The organism is Micromonospora sp. NPDC047620 (assembly GCF_043205005.1).
Taxonomy (GTDB): domain Bacteria; phylum Actinomycetota; class Actinomycetes; order Mycobacteriales; family Micromonosporaceae; genus Micromonospora.
In genome coordinates, this window is record NZ_JBIDDG010000055.1 from 1 (window position 1) to 21,206 (window position 21,206).

Annotated in this window: 5 protein-coding genes and 1 pseudogene; 1 reads left to right on the forward strand and 5 read right to left on the reverse strand. The window is 75.0% G+C overall.

The window, feature by feature from the left end; translation table 11 throughout:
* Positions 1 to 295: 295 nt before the first annotated feature.
* Positions 296 to 1,375, forward strand: a complete 1,080-nt coding sequence (locus ACGF5C_RS33440; RefSeq protein ID WP_393308208.1) for a hypothetical protein — start codon at positions 296 to 298, stop codon at positions 1,373 to 1,375.
* Here ACGF5C_RS33440 and ACGF5C_RS33445 read toward each other — a convergent pair.
* From ACGF5C_RS33445 to ACGF5C_RS33465, 5 genes and pseudogenes are all read right to left on the reverse strand, one after another.
* Positions 1,353 to 2,189 carry an ABC transporter permease gene (locus ACGF5C_RS33445; protein WP_393308210.1) on the reverse strand — a complete coding sequence of 279 codons (837 nt, stop codon included), beginning with the start codon at positions 2,187 to 2,189 and terminating at the stop codon, positions 1,353 to 1,355. The two genes, ACGF5C_RS33440 and ACGF5C_RS33445, sit on opposite strands and share 23 nt — an antisense overlap.
* Positions 2,186 to 3,238: an ABC transporter ATP-binding protein gene (locus tag ACGF5C_RS33450; RefSeq protein WP_393308212.1), complete on the reverse strand. Its 1,053-nt coding sequence runs from the start codon at positions 3,236 to 3,238 to the stop codon at positions 2,186 to 2,188. The genes ACGF5C_RS33445 and ACGF5C_RS33450 overlap by 4 nt, the downstream gene beginning before the upstream one ends.
* A gap of 85 nt (positions 3,239 to 3,323) precedes the next feature.
* Positions 3,324 to 8,795: pseudogene (locus ACGF5C_RS33455) on the reverse strand (type I polyketide synthase); the annotation flags it as partial.
* 25 nt (positions 8,796 to 8,820) lie between these two features.
* Positions 8,821 to 18,255 carry a type I polyketide synthase gene (locus ACGF5C_RS33460; RefSeq protein WP_393308214.1) on the reverse strand — a complete coding sequence of 3,145 codons (9,435 nt, stop codon included), beginning with the start codon at positions 18,253 to 18,255 and terminating at the stop codon, positions 8,821 to 8,823.
* Positions 18,256 to 18,302: 47 nt separating this feature from the next.
* Positions 18,303 to 21,206, reverse strand: a 2,904-nt coding sequence (locus ACGF5C_RS33465; protein WP_393308216.1) for an SDR family NAD(P)-dependent oxidoreductase, incomplete at its 5' end; no start/stop codon positions are given.

A 21,206-nucleotide genomic window follows, 5' to 3' on the forward strand; every position in this document is an offset into this window, starting at 1 on the left:
TGCCCGGCGGGGGGGTGGCCCGCGGCGGGGGGGCGGGTTCGGGCCCCCCCGGCCCCCCCCCCCGCGGTGAAACCCCCCCCCCACCGCGGCCGTCCCCACGGCCCCCCGCACCCGAAAAGATCTCATTTACGCTTGTCGAACAGATACCAGGTTTGGCCAGGCCAGATGAACACGGGAAGGCTCACCTCGCCTCTGGACTTAGCTCCTTGCCGTCGGTAGGTTCAGGTCCGACGGCGAGCTTCAATGAATGGAGCCGGTCGGTCGTCCAACCGGCTGCGCGGGAAGCGGGGCTGCAATGACGCTAACCTTCATCGTCGGGACCGGACGTTGCGGATCCACACTCCTGTCAACGATCCTGCACACCCATCCCGCGATATCGAGCCTCAGTGAATTCTTCGCCACGGTTCGACTTCGCGCGTTCCCGCCGCGGCCGATCAACGGACTCCAGTTCTGGCAACTGCTGGCAAAACCCGACCCGAACCTGGACGGAATGGTGGGCAGTGGGCTGCGCGTCCCGGAGCATCTCTACCCCTACGGCTCCGGTCGCTTCCGCCCGCAGACCGGCGTACCGGCGATCTGCCACATGACCCTGCCGATGTTGACGAACGACCCCGACGCGCTGCACGACGAACTGGCCGGGGAGGTGCGGCGCTGGCCGCGCCGGCCGGTGGCCGAGCACTACCGGCAACTGTTCGCGTGGTTCCGCGACCGATTCGGCCGGTCGGTGACCGTGGAACGCTCCGGACTCTCACTGCCGCTGGTGGGCCAGCTTCGGGCGACATTTCCGGACGCACGATTCATCCACATGTACCGCGACGGACCGGACTGCGCGTTGTCGATGAGCCGGCACGCCGGCTTCCGCATGATCATGCTCGCCATCGAGGCCGCACGGCTCGCCGGCGCACCCCCCAAGGAATTCAACGGCGAATACATTCCGCTGCCACCGCGGCAACTCCGACTACTGCCCCCGGATTTCGCCAAGATGTTCATGGGGCAACTGGACCCGGATTTCATCATGGGCACCGACCTTTCGTTGCCGGAATTCGGCCGGCTGTGGTCTTCGCTGATCCAGCAGGGGGTGGAAAGTCTGTCGCACGTTCCGCCCCGGTCGCGGATGTCACTGCGCTACGAAACACTGCTGACCGATCCGGTGCCACAGCTGACCATGCTGGCGGAGTTCATCGGCGTGGAGGCCGAGCAGAGCTGGTTGGACGAGGCGTGCCGCCGCCTCGACCTGTCCCGTGCCGGGAGCGCCACGAGGCTCGACCCGGCGGTCCTGGCCGATCTGCGCGCCGCCTGCTCGCCAGGCGAGCAGGCGCTGGGCGCGGCGGCGGCGCCCCGCCTCGTGCCGGTCAGTCCATCGCCCGGCGCATGAAACCGCGGATGCCGATCACCGTGAACACCACGAACACCCCGGCGAGAACGAGCAGGTCGAGCCAGAGCGGCACCGACTCCACCCCGGACGGGCCGACCAGCGACCGGGTGGCCTCGCTGACGTAGGTGAGCGGGTTGAGCGAACAGATCACCTGGTACCAGCGCAGCGAGTCCAGGCCCAGCAGCGGGAACTGGGTCGCGCCGGTGAACATCAGCGGGGTCATCACCACGGTGAACATGATCTGGATGTGCTGCGTCGGGACCAGGGTGCCGAAGGTCAGGCCCAGCGCCGCGCCCACCAGCGCGCCGACTGCCAGCACCCCGATCACCTTGAGCACCACCGCCCAGGGCCAGGTGACGTCGAGCATGAGCATGCCGACCGGGATCAGCACCACGCCGGCGATCAACCCGCGGATGCCGCCGAAGACGATCTTCTCCAGGGCCACCAGCGGGATCGCCATGGGCGACAGGAGACGGTCCTCGATCTCCCGGGTGAAGGAGAAGTCCATCACCATCGGCAGCGCGGTGTTCTCCAGCCCGATCAGGAAGGCGTTCAGCGCGATCACGCCGGGCAGCAGCACGTTGGTGAAGTCGTCGCTGGCGTACCCCAGGTCGCCGAGCACCTTGCCGAAGATCAGCAGCATGAACAGCGGCTGGATGAAGACCTGGAGCAGGAAGCCCACCAGCTCCCGGCCGGTGACGAACAGGTCCCGCGAGAGCACCGCGCGGAACGTGGCGAACTGGTCCATCGCGCGCACCGGCGGCGCCGCGGCCGGCGACGGCGCGGACGGGGTGGCGGGGGCGGTGACGCTCACCGAAGTTCCCTTCCGGTCAGGTGGATGAAGACGTCTTCCAGGCTGGGCTGGCCGATGTTGAGGTCGCGGACCTCGCAACCCAGGTCGGCGAGGATCTTCATCGCCATCGGAATCGCGTTGGCCGGCTGGGTGCTGGTGTAGACCCGGAAGGAGAGCGGGGCATCCGGATCAGCGGGTGCCTCCGCCGCCGGCACGGGCAACGGCATCGCCGGCATGCCGGGGAACGTCGGCGCCGCGGCGGGGGCGGGGTTCTTCACCTGGAAGTGTTCCACCTGCTCCACGTCGGGGATGGCACCCAGCGCGGCCCGCACCTCCTCGGCGGGGGCACCGGGGGTCACCACGAGGGTCAGCGTGCTGCTGCCGGGCAGGGTACGGGTCAGCGCGGCGGGGGTGTCCAGCGTGAGCAGCTTGCCGTGGTCGACGATGCCGACCCGGTCGCAGAGCTTCTCCGCCTCGTCCATGTCGTGGGTGGTCACCACGACGGTGACGCCGGCCTGCTTCAGCTCGGCGACCCGGTCGTGCACGAAGAGCCGGGACTGCGGGTCGAGGCCGCTGGACGGCTCGTCGAGGAACAGCACGCGGGGCGAGTGCATGAGCGCCCGGGCGATCATGGTGCGCTGCGCGAGGCCCCCGGAGAGGAAGTCCGTGCGGGCGTTGGCGAACTCCTTGAGCCCCATCTGCTCCAGCAGTTCGTCGGCACGCCTGGCCCGCTGCGCCCGGGGCACCCGGTGGTACGCCGCGTGGAACAGCAGGTTCTGCCGGACGGTCAGCGCCCGGTCCAGGTTAACCCGCTGCGGCACGACCGCCAGCAACTGCCGGGCCGCGGCCGGCGCGCGCGCGACGTCCGCCCCGCAGACGGTGGCCCGCCCGGAGGTGGCCCGCACCCGTGTCGTCAGCACACCGATCGTCGTGGTCTTGCCCGCGCCGTTCGGCCCGAGCAGCCCGAAGACCTCGCCCGCGGCGACGGTGAAGCTCAGCCCGTCCACCGCCGCCGGCATGTTGGGCTGGTACTGCTTGACCAGCTCCTCGACCACCACTGCCTCGTCCACGTCGCCATGCTCCCGTTCTGGTCACCGCTACGACAGATGTCGATAGTCGAGTTAGGGGGTGTTAGGGGCTGCCCGGGGGCCGCTCCTAGAGGCCCCGCCCGGACAGCCACTCCTGCACGCTGGCCGCCAGCTCCGGGCCCCGCTCGCCGACCATCGTGAAGTGGTCGCCGGCCGCGTCCACCACCTCGTGCGGGTACGGCCACACCGATCGCCAGCCGTCGGGCTCCCCGCTCCACTCCCCCAGCGGTTCGCCGGCCCGGACCAGCAGGGTCGCCGACGCCATCGGGGCGGGCTGCCAGTCGAGGAACAGCGGCAGGTACCCGGCCCAGGCCGTGGCCCGGTAGTCGTCCATCGGGGTGTACGCGCTGTCCCGCTCGACCATCCCGTCGAGCAGCTGCGACGTCCAACCGCCGAGCACCTCGCTGTTCGCCGGGTAGGTGTCCATCAGCACCACCGCGGCCGGCGGCCGGCCCTGGCGTTCCAGCTCGCGGGCAAGCACGTTGGCCACCATCGCACCGCCGGAGTGGCCGGCCAGCACGTACGGGCCGCCGCCGACGGTCCGCAGCACGGTGTCGGCGTGTACCCGCAGCAGCGCGTCCAGGTCGGCGGGCAGCTCCTCGCCCACTCCGAAGCCGGGGTTGGGCAGCGCCCAGACGTCCCGCAGGCCGCGGAAGCCGGCGGCGATCCGGGCGTACTCGTGCGCCCCGGACAGCAGCGACATCGTGCAGCAGCAGACCAGCGAGGCGCCCGCGCCACCCTCGGCCAGCCGGAGGATCCCGGCCGGGCGGGTGAGCTGCGCCGGCTCGGTGAAGCTGGGCCGGAACTGGGCCAGCTTGACCAGCAGTTCGGCGTACCCGGCGGCGTCGGCGCGCGCCTTCGGCTGGCGGAACAGCCCGCCGAGGATCCCGCCCGCGCCCTCCGGGGTGCCCGCGCCCTCGCCGGCCGGCGCTTCGCCGGCCGCGTCCGCACCGAGGAGCTGGCCGAGCAGGTGACGGGCCAACGCCGTCGGGCTGGGGTGGTCGAACAGCAGGGTGGCGGACAACTCCGCCCCCGTCTCCTGGCGCAGCGCGTCCCGCAGCTCCAACGCCGTCAGCGAGTCGAAACCCAGTTCCAGGAAGTCCCGGTCGGCCTCGATCGCGCCGGGCGAGGCGTGCCCGAGCACCGTGGCCACCTGCGCCCGGACCAGGTCCAGCAGGATCCGGTGCCGGTCGGCGGCGGAGGCGGCGGTCAGCCGGTCGCGCAGCGCCCCCGCCGGGTCGACGACGGCGCCGCCGGCCGGCTCGTCCGCGCCGACGACGGCGGCGGCCTCCGGCACGCTGCGCAGCAGCGGGCTGCGGCGCACCGCGGTGAACGCCGGCACGAACACGGGCCAGTCGACGTCCGCCACGGCGAGCAGGTCGTCGCCGCGCCCGACGGCCTGTTGCAAGGCGGCCAGGGCCAGCTCGACGGAGAGCGGCCGGACGCCCCGGCGGCGCAGCTGCCCCGGCTCGGCGACCTCGTCGGCCCACGGCACCCACGCCAGGACCGTCGCCGGCCGGCCGGCGGACCGGCGGCGGGCGGCCAGCGCCTCCAGGCCGGCGCCGGTGGCGGCGGCGACGGCGGCCCCGCCGCTGCCCCAGGTGGCGGCGGTGGAGCAGAAGACGACGAACTCGTCGACCGGCCGGTCGGCGACGGCGGCGTCGAGCAGCTCCACGGCGGCGGTGCCGGCGGCGACGGCGGTAGCCAGCCCGGTCGGGTCGAGGGCGGTGACCGGCTCGCCGGTCCCGCCGGAGTCGGCGACGTGGATGACGGTGCGTACCGGCGTCCCGGCGGCGGCGAGCCGGTCCAGCTCCGGCGGCAGCGCGGTCGGGTCGGCGACCGTCGTGAGGTGGACACCGGCCGGCGCGGTGGGCGCCGCCGCGCCGGCGAGGACGAGGTGGGTCGCGCCGCGGTCGGCCAGCCAGCGCAGCACGTGCGCCTGCCGTACCCCCGCCGCGCCGTGGACCAGCACCGCGCCCCGGGGCCGCCAGTCCTCGTCTGCGGCGGCCGGGCCGGTCGGAGCGCGTTCCAGCCGCCGGGCGTACACCCCGGCGGTGCGGACCGCCACCTGGTCCTCCGCGCCGCCGGCGGCGACGAGGCGGGCCAGCGCGGCGAGGGCCCCGTCGTCGGGGACGGCCGGCAGGTCCACCAGCCCGCCCCACAGCCGCGGCTGTTCCAGCGCGAGCACCCGACCCAGGCCCCACACGTACGCCCCGGCGACGGCCGGCGCGGGGTCGTCGCCGTCCACGGCGACCGCCCCCCGGGTCACGCACCACACCCGGACGCCGCCCACGTCGGCGAGGGCCCGGACCAGCGCGGCCGTGCCGGCCAGCGGGCCGGTCCCGACGAGGCCGTCGGGATCTTCCGCCGCGAGCAGCGAGACCACCACCGACGGGGCGTCCCCGGCGGGCAGGGCGAGGTCCGCCGGGTCGTCGCCAACGGTGACGAGTACCGGCGACAGGCCCTCGGCTCGGAGCGCGGCCAGCACCGGCCCGGCCGGATCCCCGGCGCGGGCGACCACCAGGCAGGGGCCGGTCGGCGGAGTACCGCCGGGCGGCGGGTCGAGACGCACCCAGCCGGTGCGGTACCGCAGGCCGTCCAGCTCGGACCGCCGGCGCTGCCGCCCCCGGTACGCGGCGAGGGCGGGCAGTAGCTCGGTCAGCGCGTCCCGCCGGTCGGCGTCGAGGCCGAGGACGGCGGCGAGCGCGGCCGGCTGGTCCTCCTCGACGGCGGCCCAGAACTTCCCGTCCGCGGCGGCCTGCGCCCGCCGGGCGCCGAAGCCGAGTTCCATGGGGTCGGGCCAGTACCGCTCGTGCTGGAAGGCGTAGACGGGCAGCTCGACCCGGGCGGCGTCGGTGCCGGCGAACAGGGTCGCCCAGTCGACCCCGGCCCCGCGCAGGTCCACGGCGGCGAGCGCGGCGAGCAGGCCGGCCGCCTCGGCCTGGTCCCGGCGGCTCACCGGCACGAAGGCGGCGGCGTCCAGGTCGGGCAGGCACTCCCGGCCCAGCGCGGTGAGCGCGGCGTCCGGGCCCAGCTCCAGGAACGTCCCGGTCCCGGCGGCGGCGAGCGTGACGATCCCGTCACGGAAGCGCACGGTGTCCCGCACGTGGTCGACCCAGTACCCGGGGTCGGTGGCCTGTGCGGCGGTGAGCAGGGCGCCGGTGCGGTCGGAGACCACCGGCAGGGTGGGCGGGTGCCAGGTGACCTTCTCGGCGACCACCCGGAAGTCGGCCAGCACGGCCTCCATGCGCGCGGAGTGGAAGGCGTGGCTGACCTGCAGCCGGCGGGTCCGCCGGCCTTGGGCGGCGAGCCGTTCGCCGGCGGCGAGCACGGCGTCGACGTCGCCGGAGAGCACCACGGACGCGGGGCCGTTCACGGCGGCCAGGGACACCCGCTCGTCGAGCAGCGGGGCGACCTCGGCCTCGGTCGCCCGTACGGCGAGCATCGCCCCGCCCTCGGGCAGGGCCTGCATGAGCCGGCCCCGGGCGGCGACCAGGGCCGCCGCGTCGGCCAGCGACAGCACCCCGGCGACGTGCGCGGCGGCCAGCTCGCCGACCGAGTGGCCGAGCAGGTGGTGCGGGCGCAGCCCCCACGCGGTGACGAGCCGGTACGCGGCGACCTCGTACGCGAACAGCGCCGGCTGGGTGAACTCGGTGTGGTCCAGCAGCGCCGCCTCGGGCGAACCGGGAGCGGCGAACACCACCTCGCGCAACGGGCGGCTCAGGTGCCGGTCGAGTTCGGCGGCGACCTCGTCGAAGGCGGCGGCGAAGGCGGGGAACCGGCGGTGCAGTTCGGCGCCCATGCCGGGACGCTGGGCGCCCTGGCCGGTGAAGAGGAAGGCGAGCTTGCCCGCGGGACGGGCCACGCCGCGCACCACCCCGGGCGCAGGGCGGTCCTCGGCGACCGCGCGCAGGCCGGCCAGCAGGTCGTCGCGGTCGGCGCCGGTCACGGCGGCCCGGTGCGGCAGCGCCGCCCGGGTGGTGACCAGGGAGTACGCCACGTCGGCCGGAGACAGGTCCGGGTGGGCGGCCAGGTGGTCCAGTAGCCGGCGGGCCTGCCCGGCGAGGGCCGGCGCGGAGCGGGCCGAGACGATCCACGGGGCCGGCGGCGGGGGCGTACCGGCGGGCCGGCCGGTCGCGGCGTCCTCGGGGGCGGCCTGCTCGATGATGGTGTGGGCGTTGGTGCCGCTGACGCCGAAGGCGGAGATCCCGGCGCGGCGAGGCTGGCCGGTCTCGGGCCACGGCGTGGGCTCGGTGAGCAGGGTGACCGCCCCGGCCGACCAGTCGACGTGCGGGGTGGGCTCGTCGACGTGCAGGGTGCGCGGCAGCACGCCGTGCCGCATGGCGAGGACCATCTTGATGATCCCGGCGACGCCGGCGGCGGCCTGGGTGTGGCCGATGTTCGACTTGACCGAGCCGAGCCACAGGGGACGGTCGGCGGGACGCTGCTTCCCGTACGTGGCCAGCAGCGCCTGCGCCTCGATCGGGTCGCCGAGCGTGGTGCCGGTGCCGTGCGCCTCGACCACGTCGACCTGGTCGGCGGTCAGCCCGGCGTTGGCCAGGGCCGCCCGGATGACCCGGCGCTGGGAGGGGCCGTTCGGCGCGGTCAGGCCGCTGCTCGCCCCGTCCTGGTTGACGGCGCTGCCGCGTACCACGGCCAGCACCCGGTGGCCGTTGCGGCGGGCGTCGGAGAGCCGTTCGAGCAGCAGCATGCCCACGCCCTCGGACCAGCCGGTGCCGTCGGCGGCGGCCGCGAACGCCTTGCACCGGCCGTCCGTGGACAGCCCCCGCTGGCGGGAGAACTCGACGAAGACGGTGGGGGTGGCCATCACCGACACCCCGCCGGCCAGCGCGAGGGTGCACTCCCCCAGCCGCAGCGCCTGGCAGGCCAGGTGCAGCGCGACCAGCGACGACGAGCAGGCGGTGTCCACGGTGACCGCCGGCCCCTCCAGGCCGAGGGCGTACGAGATCCGGCCGCTGGCGACGGCTGCGGCGCTGCCCGTGCCCAGGTATCCCTCGACGCCGCCGCCGACGCCGGTCAGCAGGGCCGCGTAGTCGCCCTGGCTGCTGATCGACGCGTACACACCGGTGGGTGCCCCGCGCAGCGCCGTCGGGTCGATCCCGGCCCGCTCGAACGCCTCCCACGCCGACTCCAGCAGCAGCCGCTGCTGGGGGTCCATGGCGAGGGCCTCGCGGGGGCTGATGCCGAAGAACGCCGGGTCGAAGTGGCCCGCCTCGTGCAGGAAGCCGCCCTCCCGCACGTACGAGGTGCCCCGGCTGTCCGGGTCGGTGTCGTAGAGCGCGTCGAGGTCCCAGCCCCGGTCGTCGGGGAACGCCGACATCGCGTCGGTGCCCGCCGCGACCAGGTCCCACAGCTGCTCCGGGGAGGAGACGCCGCCGGGAAAGCGGCAGCTCATCCCGATGATCGCGACGGGTTCGCTCAGCGCGGCGGTGAGCTGCTGGTTCTGCTGCTTGAGCTTCTGGTTGTCCAGCAGGGACGCGCGCAGCGCGCTGACGACCTCGTCCAGAGAGACGCTCATCGGGGGCTCCTTGCGGCCAGCCGGGTCACGAGTCGGTGCCTTCCAGGGCCATCCGGACCAGGCCGGCGACGTCGAGTTCGCGGATCTCGTCCTCGGGCGCGGCCGCGACGGCGGCCACCGGGACGGCCGGGGCCGAGCCGGTGACCGTGGGGGCCAGCCGGAGGAGCTGGTCGAGCAGGCCGGCCTGGCGCAGCTGGTCCAGCGGGATCGCGGCGAGGACCCGGCGCACCGACTCCTCGTCGCCGCCGTCGCCGGCGTCCGCCCCGGCGTCGGGGAACAGTTCCTCGTACAGGTGGTCGGCCAGGCCGGCCGGGGTCGGGTAGTCGAAGACGACCGTGGTGGGCAGCTCGTGCCCGGTCGCCGCGGTGAGCAGGTTGCGCAGCTCCACGGCGGTGAGCGAGTCGAAGCCGAGGTCGAGGAAGCCCCGGTCGGTGTCGATCGCGTCCCCGGACTGGTGGCCGAGCACCTTGGCCGCGTCCACCCGCACCATGTCCAGCAGTGCGGCGCGCCGCTCCTCGGCCGGGAGCCCGCGCAGCTCCGCCAGCAGGTCCCGGTGGACCGGCGCGGCCGGGTCGGGCGCGGCGGCGGGGGCGGCGGCCAGCGCCCGTACGGCCGGCAGGCCGGCCAGCAGCGGACTGGGCCGCAGCGCGGTGAACAGCGGGTGGAACGTGGCCCAGTCGACGTCGGCGACGGTCACGCAGGTGTCCCCGACGGCCAGGGCGTGCCGCAGCCCGGCCATCGCCACGCCGGGCGGCATCACCCGCAGGCCCCGGCGGCGCAGCTGCTCCGGCGCGCCGTCGGTGAACATGCCCGACTCGGTCCACGGCCCCCAGGCCACGGAGGTGGCCGGCAGGCCCCGGGCGCGCCGCCGCTCGGCGAGCGCGTCCAGGTAGGCGTTGCCGGCCGCGTAGGCGCCCTGGCCGCCGCTGCCCCACACGGCCGCGATGGACGAGAACAGCACGAACGCGTCCAGCTCGACGCCGTCGAGCAGCTCGTCGAGCAGCTCGGCGCCGGCCAGCTTCGGGGCGATGACGTACGCCAGGTCCTCCAGCGTGCTGTCGGCCAGCGGCACCACCTCGCTGACGCCGGCGGCGTGCACCACCGCGCGCAGCGGCGGGCCCTCCCGGCGCAGCTCGGCCAGCAGGCCGGTCATCGCGGCGCGGTCGGCGGCGTCGCACCGGGCCACCCGGCACTCGACGCCGAGGGCGTCCAGCTCGGCCAGCAGCTCGGCGGCGCCGGGGGTGTCCGCGCCACGCCGGCTGGTCAGCACGATCCGCTCGGCGCCCGCGCCGGCCACCCAGCGGGCGACGTGCCCGCCCAGCGCCCCGGTACCGCCGGTGATCAGCACGGTGCCGCAGGGCCGCCACGGCGCGGGCTCGGCGGCGGTGACCGCCGGAGCGAGCCGGCGGACGAACACGCCGGACTCACGGACGGCGAACTGGTCCTCCGCGCCGCCACCGGTGAGCACGGCCCCGAGGCGGGCCGCAGTCCAGCTGTCGATGCTGGTAGGCAGGTCGACCAGCCCGGCCCAGCGGCCGGTCTGCTCCAGGGCGGCGACCCGGCCCAGCCCCCACAGCATGGCCTGCCGGGGGTTCTCCGGGGCCTCGTCGCCGACGCCGACCGCGGCCTGGGTGACGCACCACAGCCGGGCCGGGGCGTCGGTGTCGGCCAGCTCCTGGAGCAGCCGCACGGTGGCGGCAAGCCCCCGCGGCAGCGCCGGGTACTCGGCGTGCGGGGCTTCGTCCAGGCCGAGGAAGGACAGGATCGACAGCGGCCCGTCGCCGGCCGCCTCGGCGACCACCTCGGCCAGCCGCGCGGCCAGGTCGTCGGGGTCGAGGGCGGTGTCCACCGGTACCGACGTGACGTCCGCGCCGAGGCTCCAGGTGCACGACTCCAGGGCGAGGTCGTCGGCCCGGTCGGCGGGCAGCAGCACCAGCCAGCGGCCGGTGACCTCCGGCGCGGGCGGCTCGGCCACCGGCTCCCACACCACCCGGTACCGGCTGCCGTCCACCAGGGAACGTTCCCGGCCGCGCCGCCGCCACGCGGACAGCGCCGGCAGCACCGCCCCGAACGGCTGGTCGCGGTGCACGTCCAACTCGCGGACGAGGGTGTCGAAGTCCTCGGCCTCCACCGCCGCCCAGAACCGGCGCTCGACCGCGGTGGCCTCGTCGGGGGCGTCCGCCGTGTTCCACCGGGGCGGCTCCGGCCAGTAGCGCTGCCGCTCGAAGAGGTACGTGGGCAGGTCGACGCGCCGGGCCCCGGTGCCGGCGTACACGGCGGTCCAGTCCGGGGAGACGCCGTGGGTGTGCAGCGCGGCGACGGCCCGCATCAGGGTGGCCGGCTCGGGGCGGTCCCTGCGCAGGGTGGGCACCACCAGCGGGGCCCGGCCGCCGTCGGCGAGGACGGCCTGGGCGAGGGCGGTGAGCACCCCGTCCGGGCCGACTTCGACGTACGCGGTGACGCCCTGCTCCCGCAGCGCCGCGACGGCGTCGGCGAAGCGCACCGCGTCGCGGGCGTGCCGGACCCAGTACGCCGGGGTGCCGATCCGCGCCGCGTCGACCGGCGCCCCGGTGACCGTGGAGACCATCGGAACGGTCGGGGCCTGGTAGCGCAGCCGGGCGGCGACGGCGGCGAAGTCGTCGAGCACCGGGTCCATCAGCGGACTGTGGAACGCGTGGCTGACCGTCAGCCGCTTGACCCGTACGCCTCGGGCGGACCACTCGGCGGCCAGCTCCTCGACGGCGTCGCCGGCCCCGGAGACCACCACGGCGGTCGGGCCGTTGACGGCGGCGACGGAGACCCGGTCGACGCGGTCGCCGAGCGAGGCGGCCACCTCGTCCTCGGCGGCGGCGATGGCGAGCATCGTCCCGCCGTCCGGCAGCGCCTGCATCAGCCGGCCCCGGGCGGCGACCAGCTCGGCGGCGTCGGCCAGGGACAGCACGCCGGCGGCGTGGGCGGCGGCGAACTCGCCGATGGAGTGCCCGGCGACGGCGGCGGGGCGTACGCCCCACGCCTGGAGGAGCCGGTACAGGGCCACCTCGACGGCGAACAGCGCCGGCTGGGTGAACTCGGTGCGGTCCAGCAGCTCCGCGTCGGGGGTACCGGGGTCGGCGAAGAGCACCGGCTTCAGCGGGCGGGGCAGGTGCGGGTCGACGGCGGCGCAGACCTCGTCGAGCGCGGCGGCGAAGACGGGGTACGCCTCGGCCAGCTCGCGGCCCATACCGGCCCGCTGCGCACCCTGCCCGGAGAACAGGTACGCCACCTTCGGCCGGGACGCCACGGCGCCGGTGACCAGCAGCGGCGAGTCGTCGCCGGAGCCGAGAGCACGCAGCCCGTCGCGCAGGGTGTCCGGGTCGGTGGCCAGGACGACGGCCCGGTGCTCCAGGGCGGCCCGGGACACCACCGACGACCAGCCGACGTCGACCGTCGACGGGGCCTGCGGCCCGGTGAGCCGGTCGGCCCACGGGGCGGCCTGGACGGCCAGCGCGGACGCGCTACGCGCCGACAGCAGCACCGGCACGACCGGCAGCCGGCCGTCCTCGCCCGCCGGCGAGACCGGCTCGGGGGACTCCAGGGCCTGCTCCAGGATGACGTGCGCGTTGGTGCCGCTGATCCCGAACGAGGAGACGGCGGCGCGGCGCGGGTGGTCGGTCACCGGCCAGGGCCGGCCCTCGGTGAGCAGTTCGACGGCGCCGACGTTCCAGTCCACCTGGTTGGTCGGCTCGTCCACGTGCAGGGTCCGCGGCAGGTACTCGTGCTGGAGGGCCAGCACCATCTTGATGATGCCCGCGACGCCGGCGGCGGCCTGCGTGTGGCCGATGTTGGACTTGATCGACCCGAGCCAGAGTGGCTGGTCCGCCGGCCGGTCCTGCCCGTACGTGGCGAGCAGCGCCTGCGCCTCGATCGGGTCGCCCAGCCGGGTGCCGGTGCCGTGCGCCTCCACGGCGTCCACGTCGGTGGCGGCGAGGCCGGCGTTGGCCAGGGCCTGCCGGATCACCCGCTGCTGCGACGGACCGTTCGGGGCCGTCAGGCCGTTGCTGGCGCCGTCCTGGTTGACGGCGCTGCCCCGGATCACCGCGAGGACCCGGTGGCCGTTTCGGCGGGCGTCGCTCAGCCGCTCGACCAGCAGCACGCCGAGGCCCTCGCCCCAGCTCGTGCCGTCGGCGGCGGAGGCGAAGGCCTTCACCCGGCTGTCCGGGGCCAGGCCCCGCTGCCGGCTGAAGCCCACGAACACCCCGGGGGTGGCCATCACGGTGACCCCGCCGACCAGGGCGAGGGAGCACTCCGCCTGGCGCAGCGCCTGGCAGGCCCAGTGCAGCGCGACCAGCGACGAGGAGCAGGCGGTGTCCACCGAGACGGCGGGCCCCTCCAGGCCGAGGGTGTACGACACCCGGCCGGAGAGAACGCTGGCGGCGTTGCCGGTCATCAGGTGCCCCTCGGCACCCTCGGCGCTGAACATCAGGTTGCGGTAGTCCTGGTAGTTGGTGCCGACGAAGACGCCCGTGGGGCTGCCGCGCAGCGCCTGCGGGTCGATCCCGGCCCGCTCGATCGCCTCCCAGGACGCCTCCAGCAGCAGCCGCTGCTGCGGGTCCATGGCCAGGGCCTCCCGGGGGCTGATGCCGAAGAACCCGGCGTCGAAGTCGGCGACCCCGGTGACGAACGCGCCCTCCCGGGCGTAGCTGGTGCCCTCGTGCTCGGGGTCGGGGTCGAAGAGCCGGTCGAGCTCCCAGCCCCGGTCGGTGGGGAACTCGCCGATCGCGTCCCCGCCCGCGGCGAGCAGCTGCCACAGCAGCTCCGGGTTGTCCGCCCCGCCGGGGAAGCGACAGCTCATCGACACGATGGCGATCGGTTCGTCGTCGGCTCGGGTGGCGGCCGGGGCCGGGGCGGACGCGGCCGGCGCGACGCCGGTGAGCAGCTCGTCGAGGTGCCCGGCGAGAGCCGTCGGGTTGGGGTAGTCGAAGGCGAGCGTCGTGGGCAGCCGCAGGTCGGTGGCGGTGGCGAGCAGGTTTCGCATGTCCACCGCGGTCAGCGAGTCCAGGCCCAGGTCCCGGAACGGCCGGGTGGCCGGCACGTCGTCCGGCGAGCCGTAGCCGAGGGCGGTCGCCGCGCACTGACGGACCAGTTCCAGCAGCGCCTCGGTGCGCTCCGCCGGGGACAGCCCGCCGAGCCGCCGGGCCAGCGCCGACGATACCTCCGTCTCCTCCTCGGCGGTCTGCTGCGCGAACTGCCGGGCCGCCTCACGCACCTCGGGCAGATCGCCGATCAGCGGGCTGCGCCGGACCAGGGCGAACGCGGGGGCGAACCGGGGCCAGTCGATGTCGGCGATCAGGGTGGTGGCGTCGCCGCGACGCAGCGCCCGCGCGAGCGCCTCGACGGCCAGCTCCGGATCCATGCCGACCATGCCGCCCCGACGCAGCCGCTGCTGCGCCCGCTCGTTGTCGGCGGGCAGGCCCGCGCCGCTCCAGGCGCCCCAGGCGACGGAGAGTGCCGGCAGGCCCTCGGCCCGACGCCGCTCGGCGAGGGCGTCGAGGAAGGCGTTCGCCGCCCCGTACGCGCCCTGCCCGGCGTTACCGGTGGTGCCGGCGACCGAGGAGAACAGCACGAACGCGTCCAGGTCGAGGTCGCGGGTCAGCTCGTCCAGGTGGACGGCGGCGGCGCACTTGGGTGCGGCGACGGTGTGCAGGCGCTGCGGGGTCACCGTGTCCACGATGCTGTCGTCGAGCACGGCGGCGGTGTGCAGCACGGCGGTCACCGGGGCATCGGCGGGCGCGGCGGCCAGCAGGCCGGCGACCTGGTCGCGGTCGGTGACGTCGCAGCGGGCCACCGTGACCCGTACGCCGAGCCCGGTCAGCTCCGCCTCCAGTTCGGCGGCGCCCGGCGCGTCCGGACCGCGCCGGCTGGCCAGCAGGACGTGCTGCGCGCCCGCGCGGGCCGCCCAGCGGGCCATGTGCCCGCCGAGTCCGCCGGTGCCGCCGGTGACGAGCACGGTGCCGCGCATCCGCCAGCCGTCGTCCTCCGTCCCGTCCGTGGACGTGGCCGGCTCGGCGTCGGTGATCCGGGTGAGCCGGCGGACGAAGACGCCCGAGTCACGGACGGCGATCTGGTCCTCGCCGCCGGTGTCGCCGAGCACCGCGCAGAGCCGCGCACCGGTGAAGGCGTCGAGGGTGTCCGGCAGGTCCACGAGACCGGCCCAGCGGTCGGGGTGCTCCAGTGCGACCGCCCGACCGAGGCCCCAGACGGCGGCGGCCGCCGGGTGCGGCGGCGGGTCGCCGGCGCCGACCGTGACGGCCCGCCGGGTCGCGCACCACAGCGGCGCCTCGACGCCGAGCGCGCCGAGCGCCTGCACCAGCAGGACGGTCCCGGTCACGCCGAGCGAGGTCGCGGGGTGCTGCGGATGCGCGCGCTCGTCCAGCCCGAGCAGCGAGAGCACGGCTCCGGGCCCGTCGCCGGCGGGGAACACGGCCCGCAGCCGGTCGGCCAGCTCCGGCTCGTCGCCGGCCGCGTCCACCTCGACGGGTACGACGTCCGCGCCGACGCTCGCGAGCGCGTGGAGCACGTCGGCGACCAGCGGGTCCTCCGCCATGCCGGCGGGAACCGGAACCAGCCAGGCGCCGGTGAGCCGGGTGAGCGGCAGGTCCGACAGGGCCGGCCAGGTGATCCGGTACCGCCACTGGTCGATGTCCGGCGCGGCCGCGGAGTCTCTGGGGAAGACGGGCGGCGCGGGCCAGTACCGGCGGTGGTCGAAGGCGTACGTGGGCAGGTCGACGTTCGCCGTCCTCGCCAGGACCTTCGTCAGGTCGACGGGCAGGCCGATCGCGTGCGCGGTGGCCAGGTTGGTCAGCAACCGCGTCGGATCGTCGTCACCCCGACGCAGGCTGCCCAGCGTGTGCCCGGCGGTGTCGGTGTCGTCCAGGATCGCCGTCACCGGCATCGTCAACACCGGATGCGGGCTGATCTCCACGAACGTCGTGTGACCCGCCGCGACCGCCACCCGCACAGCAGCGTCGAACCGCACCGTCCGCCGCAGGTTCTCGTACCAGTAGTCCGCCGTCATGCTCTCCGGCCGCACCCAGTCGCCGGTCAACGTCGACACCAGACGGATGTGACCCGCCTGCGGGGCGACGTCGGCCAGGTCGGCACGCAACTGCTCAGCGACCTCCTGCACCGCCGGAGAATGCGACGCGTAGTCCACCGGAATCAACCGCGCCCGCACACCCTCGGCCTGACACGCCTCCACCAGGTCCGCCACCGGCTGCGGCGGCCCCGACACCACCACCGTCGACGGGCCGTTCACCGCCGCGACGCCAACACCGGGGAACCCGGCCAGCCGCTCCGCCACCGCCTCGGCGGACAGATCCACCGACGCCATCGTCCCCGTCCCCCGCAGCACCGCCAGAGCCCGCGACCGCAACGCCACCGTCTTGGCGGCGTCCTCGAGGGACAGGATGCCCGCCACGCAGGCCGCGCCGATCTCACCCTGCGAGTGACCGATCGCCACGTCCGGGACCACACCGGCCGCGCGCCAGACGGCGGCCAGGGCCATACCCACCGCCCACAGCACCGGCTGCACGACCTCGACCCGCTCCAACCACGACTCGTCGTCACCCGTCAACACCGACACCAAGTCGACATCGAGGTAGGGCGCGAGCGCGCGCTGGCACTCCGCGAGCCTCGCGTCGAACACCGGCGCACGACCCACCAGACCGGCCGCCATCCGCGCCGACTGCGCCCCCTGACCCGGGAACACGAACACCGGACCCGCACCGGAACCGACCGCCGTACCGGAGACGACGTTGCCCGCCGGAGACCCGGCAGCCAGCGCGTCCAGCCCGGCCAACAACTCCTCCGCACCCGCACCGACCACCACCGCCCGCTGGTCCAACGTCGACCGGCTCGTGACCAGCGACCAGCCGACCGCCGCCACATCGACATCGCCGTGCTCGCGGACATGCGCGGCGAGCCGAGCCGCCTGACCCGCCAGCGCCGCCTTCGACCGCGCCGACACCGGCCAGACGGTCACGTCCGAGGCGATCAGGCCGGGAGCCGGATCGGGCTGGGCCGCGGCCGTTTCCGGCTCGTTCGGCTGCTCGATGATGACGTGGGCGTTGGTGCCGGAGATGCCGAACGAGGAGACGGCTGCCCGGCGCACCCGGCCCGTCTCAGGCCACGGCCGCGCCTCGGTCGTCAGCTCGATGGCGCCCGCCGACCAGTCGACGTGCGGCGACGGCTCGTCCACGTGCAGCGTCGCCGGCACGACCCCGTGCCGCATCGCCAGCACCATCTTGATCACGCTGGCCACGCCCGCGGCGGCCTGCGCGTGCCCGATGTTGGACTTCAACGAGCCGAGGAGCAGCGGCGCGGCGTCCTCCCGGTCCTGCCCGTACGTGGCCAGCAGCGCCTGCGCCTCGATCGGATCCCCGAGCGTGGTGCCGGTGCCGTGCGCCTCCACCACGTCGACGTCGGCCGTGGACAGCCGGGCGCTCGTGAGTGCCTGGCTGATCACCCGCTGCTGGGCGGGGCCGTTCGGGGCGCTCAGGCCGTTGGAGGCGCCGTCCTGGTTCACGGCGGAGCCGCGTACCACGGCGAGGATCCGGTGGCCGTTACGGCGGGCGTCGGACAGCCGCTCGACCAGCAGCCAGCCGACACCCTCGGAGAACCCGGCACCGTCGGCGGCGGCGGCGAAGGACTTGCACCGGCCGTCCGGGGAGAGGGCCCGCTGCCGGCTCGACCCGACGTACAGGCCCGGGGTGGCCATCACGGTCACGCCGCCGGCCAGGGCCAGGTCACACTCCCCCGCCCGCAGCGCCTGCACGGCGAGGTGCAGGGCCACCAGGGACGAGGAGCAGGCCGTGTCGATCGACACCGCCGGCCCCTCCAGCCCGAGCGTGTACGACACGCGACCGGACGCGACGGCCGCCGCGCCCCCGGTCATCGAGTGTCCCTCGTCGCCGTCCGGCGACATCATCAGCAGGGTGGCGTAGTCCTGCCCGTTGGTGCCGACGAACACCCCGGTCCGGCTGCCGCGCAGGGAGGCCGGGTCGATGCCGGCGGCCTCAACCGCCTCCCAGGAGGTCTCCAGCAGCAGCCGCTGCTGGGGGTCCATGGCGAGCGCCTCGCGGGGCGAGATGCCGAAGAAGGCGGCGTCGAAGTCCCCAGCGCCGTCGACGAACCCGCCCTCACGGGCGTACGAGGTGCCCGGGTGGTCGGGGTCGGGGTGGTAGAGCCGCTCCAGGTTCCAGCCCCGGTCCTCGGGGAAGGGCGCCACAGCGTCCCGGCCGTCCCGCAGCAACTCCCACAGGTCGTCGGGGTTGCGCACCCCGCCGGGCAGGCGGCAGCTCATCGCCACGATCGCCACCGGCTCCAGTTCCTGGGACTGCACCTCACTGAGCCGGCGGCGGGTGTCGTGGAGATCAGCCATGACCCGCTTGAGGTAGTCGCGGAGCTTGTCTTCATTGGCCATCGGAGTGCCGCTTCCTGAGCAGGGACGAAGGGGAGCCGGAGCTGGGGTCAGGAGATGCCGAGGTCCTTGTCCACCATGGCGAACAGTTCGTCGTCGGTGGCGTCGTCAAGGTGCCGGCCGATGTCGCTGCCACCGCTCTCCTGGCCGATCCGGGAGAGCATCGCCTGGAGGCGCACGGTGGCCCGCACCCGCGCCGCCTCGTCCCGCGCCACCACGTCGAGACTGTCGGCGATCCGGTCGAGGTCGTCGAGCAGAGCGGTGGGGGTGACCACGTCGTCCTGGGCGACCTCGGCGAACAGGTACTCGGCCAGGGTCGTCGGCGTCGGGTAGTCGAACACCAGGGTGACGGGCAGGCCCACGCCGGTGGCCGTGCCGAGCCGGTTGCGCAGCTCGACCGCGGTGACGGAGTCGAAGCCCAGCTCCCGGAACGCCCGGTGCTCGTCCACCGACTCGGCGGACGGGTAGTTCAGCACGGCGGCGACCTGGCTGCGAACGAGGGCGAGCAGCACGGCGAGCCGGTCGGCCGCGGGGAGCCCGGCGAGGTGATCCTGCAACGAGTCGGGGCTGCCGGCGGCCTCCAGGGTGGCGGTCCGCTCGGCCGTCTGCAGCCGGCGCACGTCCGGCAGGTCGCTGATCAGCGCACCGGGTCGGGTGGCGGTGAAGGCCACGGAGAACCGTTCCCAGGCGATGTCGGCGATGGTGAGGAACGCCTCGCCGTGGTCCACGGCCTGGTGCAGGGCGGCGATCGCCGCCTCGGGGGCCATCTCCGGTACGCCGTGGCGGTGCAGCAGCTCACCGAACGGGCCCTCGGCCATGCCGCCGCCGGCCCAGGCGCCCCACGCGACGGAGGTGCCGGGCAGCCCGAGGCCGCGTCGGTGCTGGGCGAGCGCGTCGAGGAACGCGTTGCTCGGCGCGTAGTTGCCGACGCCCGAGCTGGCCACGCTGCCGGCGAAGGAGGAGAACATGATGAAGGCGGACAGGTCCAGGTCCAGCGTCAGCTCGTGCAGGTTGTACGCGACGTCGACCTTGGCCTGGAGCACCCGTTCGATCTGCTCCAGCCGGATGTCGTTGATCATGGCGTCGTCGAGTACGGCGGAAGCGTGCACGACCGTGGTGAGCGGGTGCTCCGCCGGGATCGCCTCGATCAGCGCGGCGAGCGCGTCCCGGTCCGAGGCGTCGCACTCGGCCACGGTGACCTGAACGCCCAGCCCGGTGATGTCGTCGACGAGTTGCTGCGCGCCGGGGGCGGCCATGCCCCGCCGGCTGACGACGACGATGTTCCGTGCGCCGCAGCGGGCCAGCCACCGGGCGGCGTGCCCGCCCAACGCGCCGGTGCCGCCGGTAACCAGCGCCGTGCCGGACGGCTTCCACGGGTTGGCCGGCTGGCTGTCGCCGAGCGGGACCCGGGTGAGCCGGCGGGCCAGCAGGCCGCCGGGGCGTACCGCGATCTGGTCCTCCTCGCCGGCGGCGGTGAGGGCCGCGACGAGCAGGCCCGCGCTGTGCTCGTCCACGGCCTCGGGCAGGTCCACGAGGCCGCCCCAACGCTGCGGGTGTTCGAGCGCGGCGACCCGACCGAAGCCCCAGACCAGCGACTGGACCGGGGAGCGCAGCAGGTCGGTCAGGCCGACCGAGGCCGCGCCGGAGGTGACGCTCCACATGGGCGCGCGCAGGCCGATGTCGCCGAGGGCCTGGAAGAGCGCGACGGTGGCCGCGAAGCCGCCCGGCACGGACGGGTGCAGCGGGTGGGCCAGCTCGTCGAAGGCGAGCAGCGACACCACGCCGGCGACGTCGACCGTCCCGTCGCCCTGCCCGGGCACGGCGGCGAGCGCCTCCCGCACCAGCTTGGCGAGCAGGTCGCGGCCGGCGTCGGCGGTGGAGACCGGGACGGGGACCAGGGTTGCCCCGGCGTCCGCGAACGCCTCGACGCAGGCGTCCTGCCACGGCTCCACGATGTCGCCGGTCGGCAGCACCACGATCCAGGTGCCCGCCATGCCCCGCTTGTGCACGCCGGTCAGCGGCTTCCAGGTGTCCTGGTAGCGCCAGCTGTCGATGTCGGACTGGCGGCGGCGCTTCCGCCGCCACGAGGTGAGCAGGGGCAGTGCGGGACGCAGCGCGTCGAGGGCCTCGTCCGGGAGGGTGTCCTCCGTGGCGACGGTCTCGGCGAGCGCGGTCAGGTCCCCGCGTTCCACGGCCGCCCAGAAGCTGGCGTCGCCCGGGTCGGCCGCCCCCTGGAGCAGGCTCTCCAGGTCGGGGCCGCCGCTGCCGTCCAGCCACAACCGCTGGTGGTCGAACGCGTACGTGGGCAGCGCCGTCACGTCCGTCTCGGCGAGCACCGCCGTCAGGTCGACGGGCAGGCCGATCGCGTGCGCGGTGGACAGGTTGGTCAGCAGCCGGGTCGGGTCGTCGTCACCCCGACGCAGGCTACCCAGCGTGCACCCGGCCGTGCCGGTGTCGTCCAGGATCGCGGTGATCGGCATGGTCAGCACGGGGTGCGGGGAGATCTCCACGAACGTGCCGTGCCCGGCGCCGATCGCGACCCGCACGGCCGCGTCGAACTGGACCGTCTGCCGCAGGTTGTCGTACCAGTAGTCGGCGGTCATCGACGTCGGGTCCACCCAGTCACCGGTCAACGTCGACACCAGACGGGTGTGACCGGGCTGCGGAGCGACGTCGGCCAGGTCGGCACGCAACTGCTCGGCGACCTCCTGCACCGCCGGCGAGTGCGACGCGTAGTCCACCGGAATCAACCGCGCCCGGATTCCCTCGGCCTGGCAGGACTCCACCAGATCGGCCACCGGCTGCGGCGGCCCCGACACCACCACCGTCGACGGGCCGTTCACCGCCGCGACACCAACGCCGGGGAACCCGGCCAGCCGCTCCGCCACCGCCTCGGCGGACAGGTCCACCGACGCCATCGTCCCCGTCCCCCGCAGCACCGCCAGAGCCCGCGA

Bases quoted from the DNA above. Each gene is read 5' to 3' on its own strand.
- ACGF5C_RS33440 (WP_393308208.1), top strand. From the start codon at position 296: ATGACGCTAACCTTCATCGTCGGGACCGGACGTTGCGGATCCACACTC.
- ACGF5C_RS33460 (WP_393308214.1), bottom strand. From the start codon at position 18,255: ATGGCCAATGAAGACAAGCTCCGCGACTACCTCAAGCGGGTCATGGCT.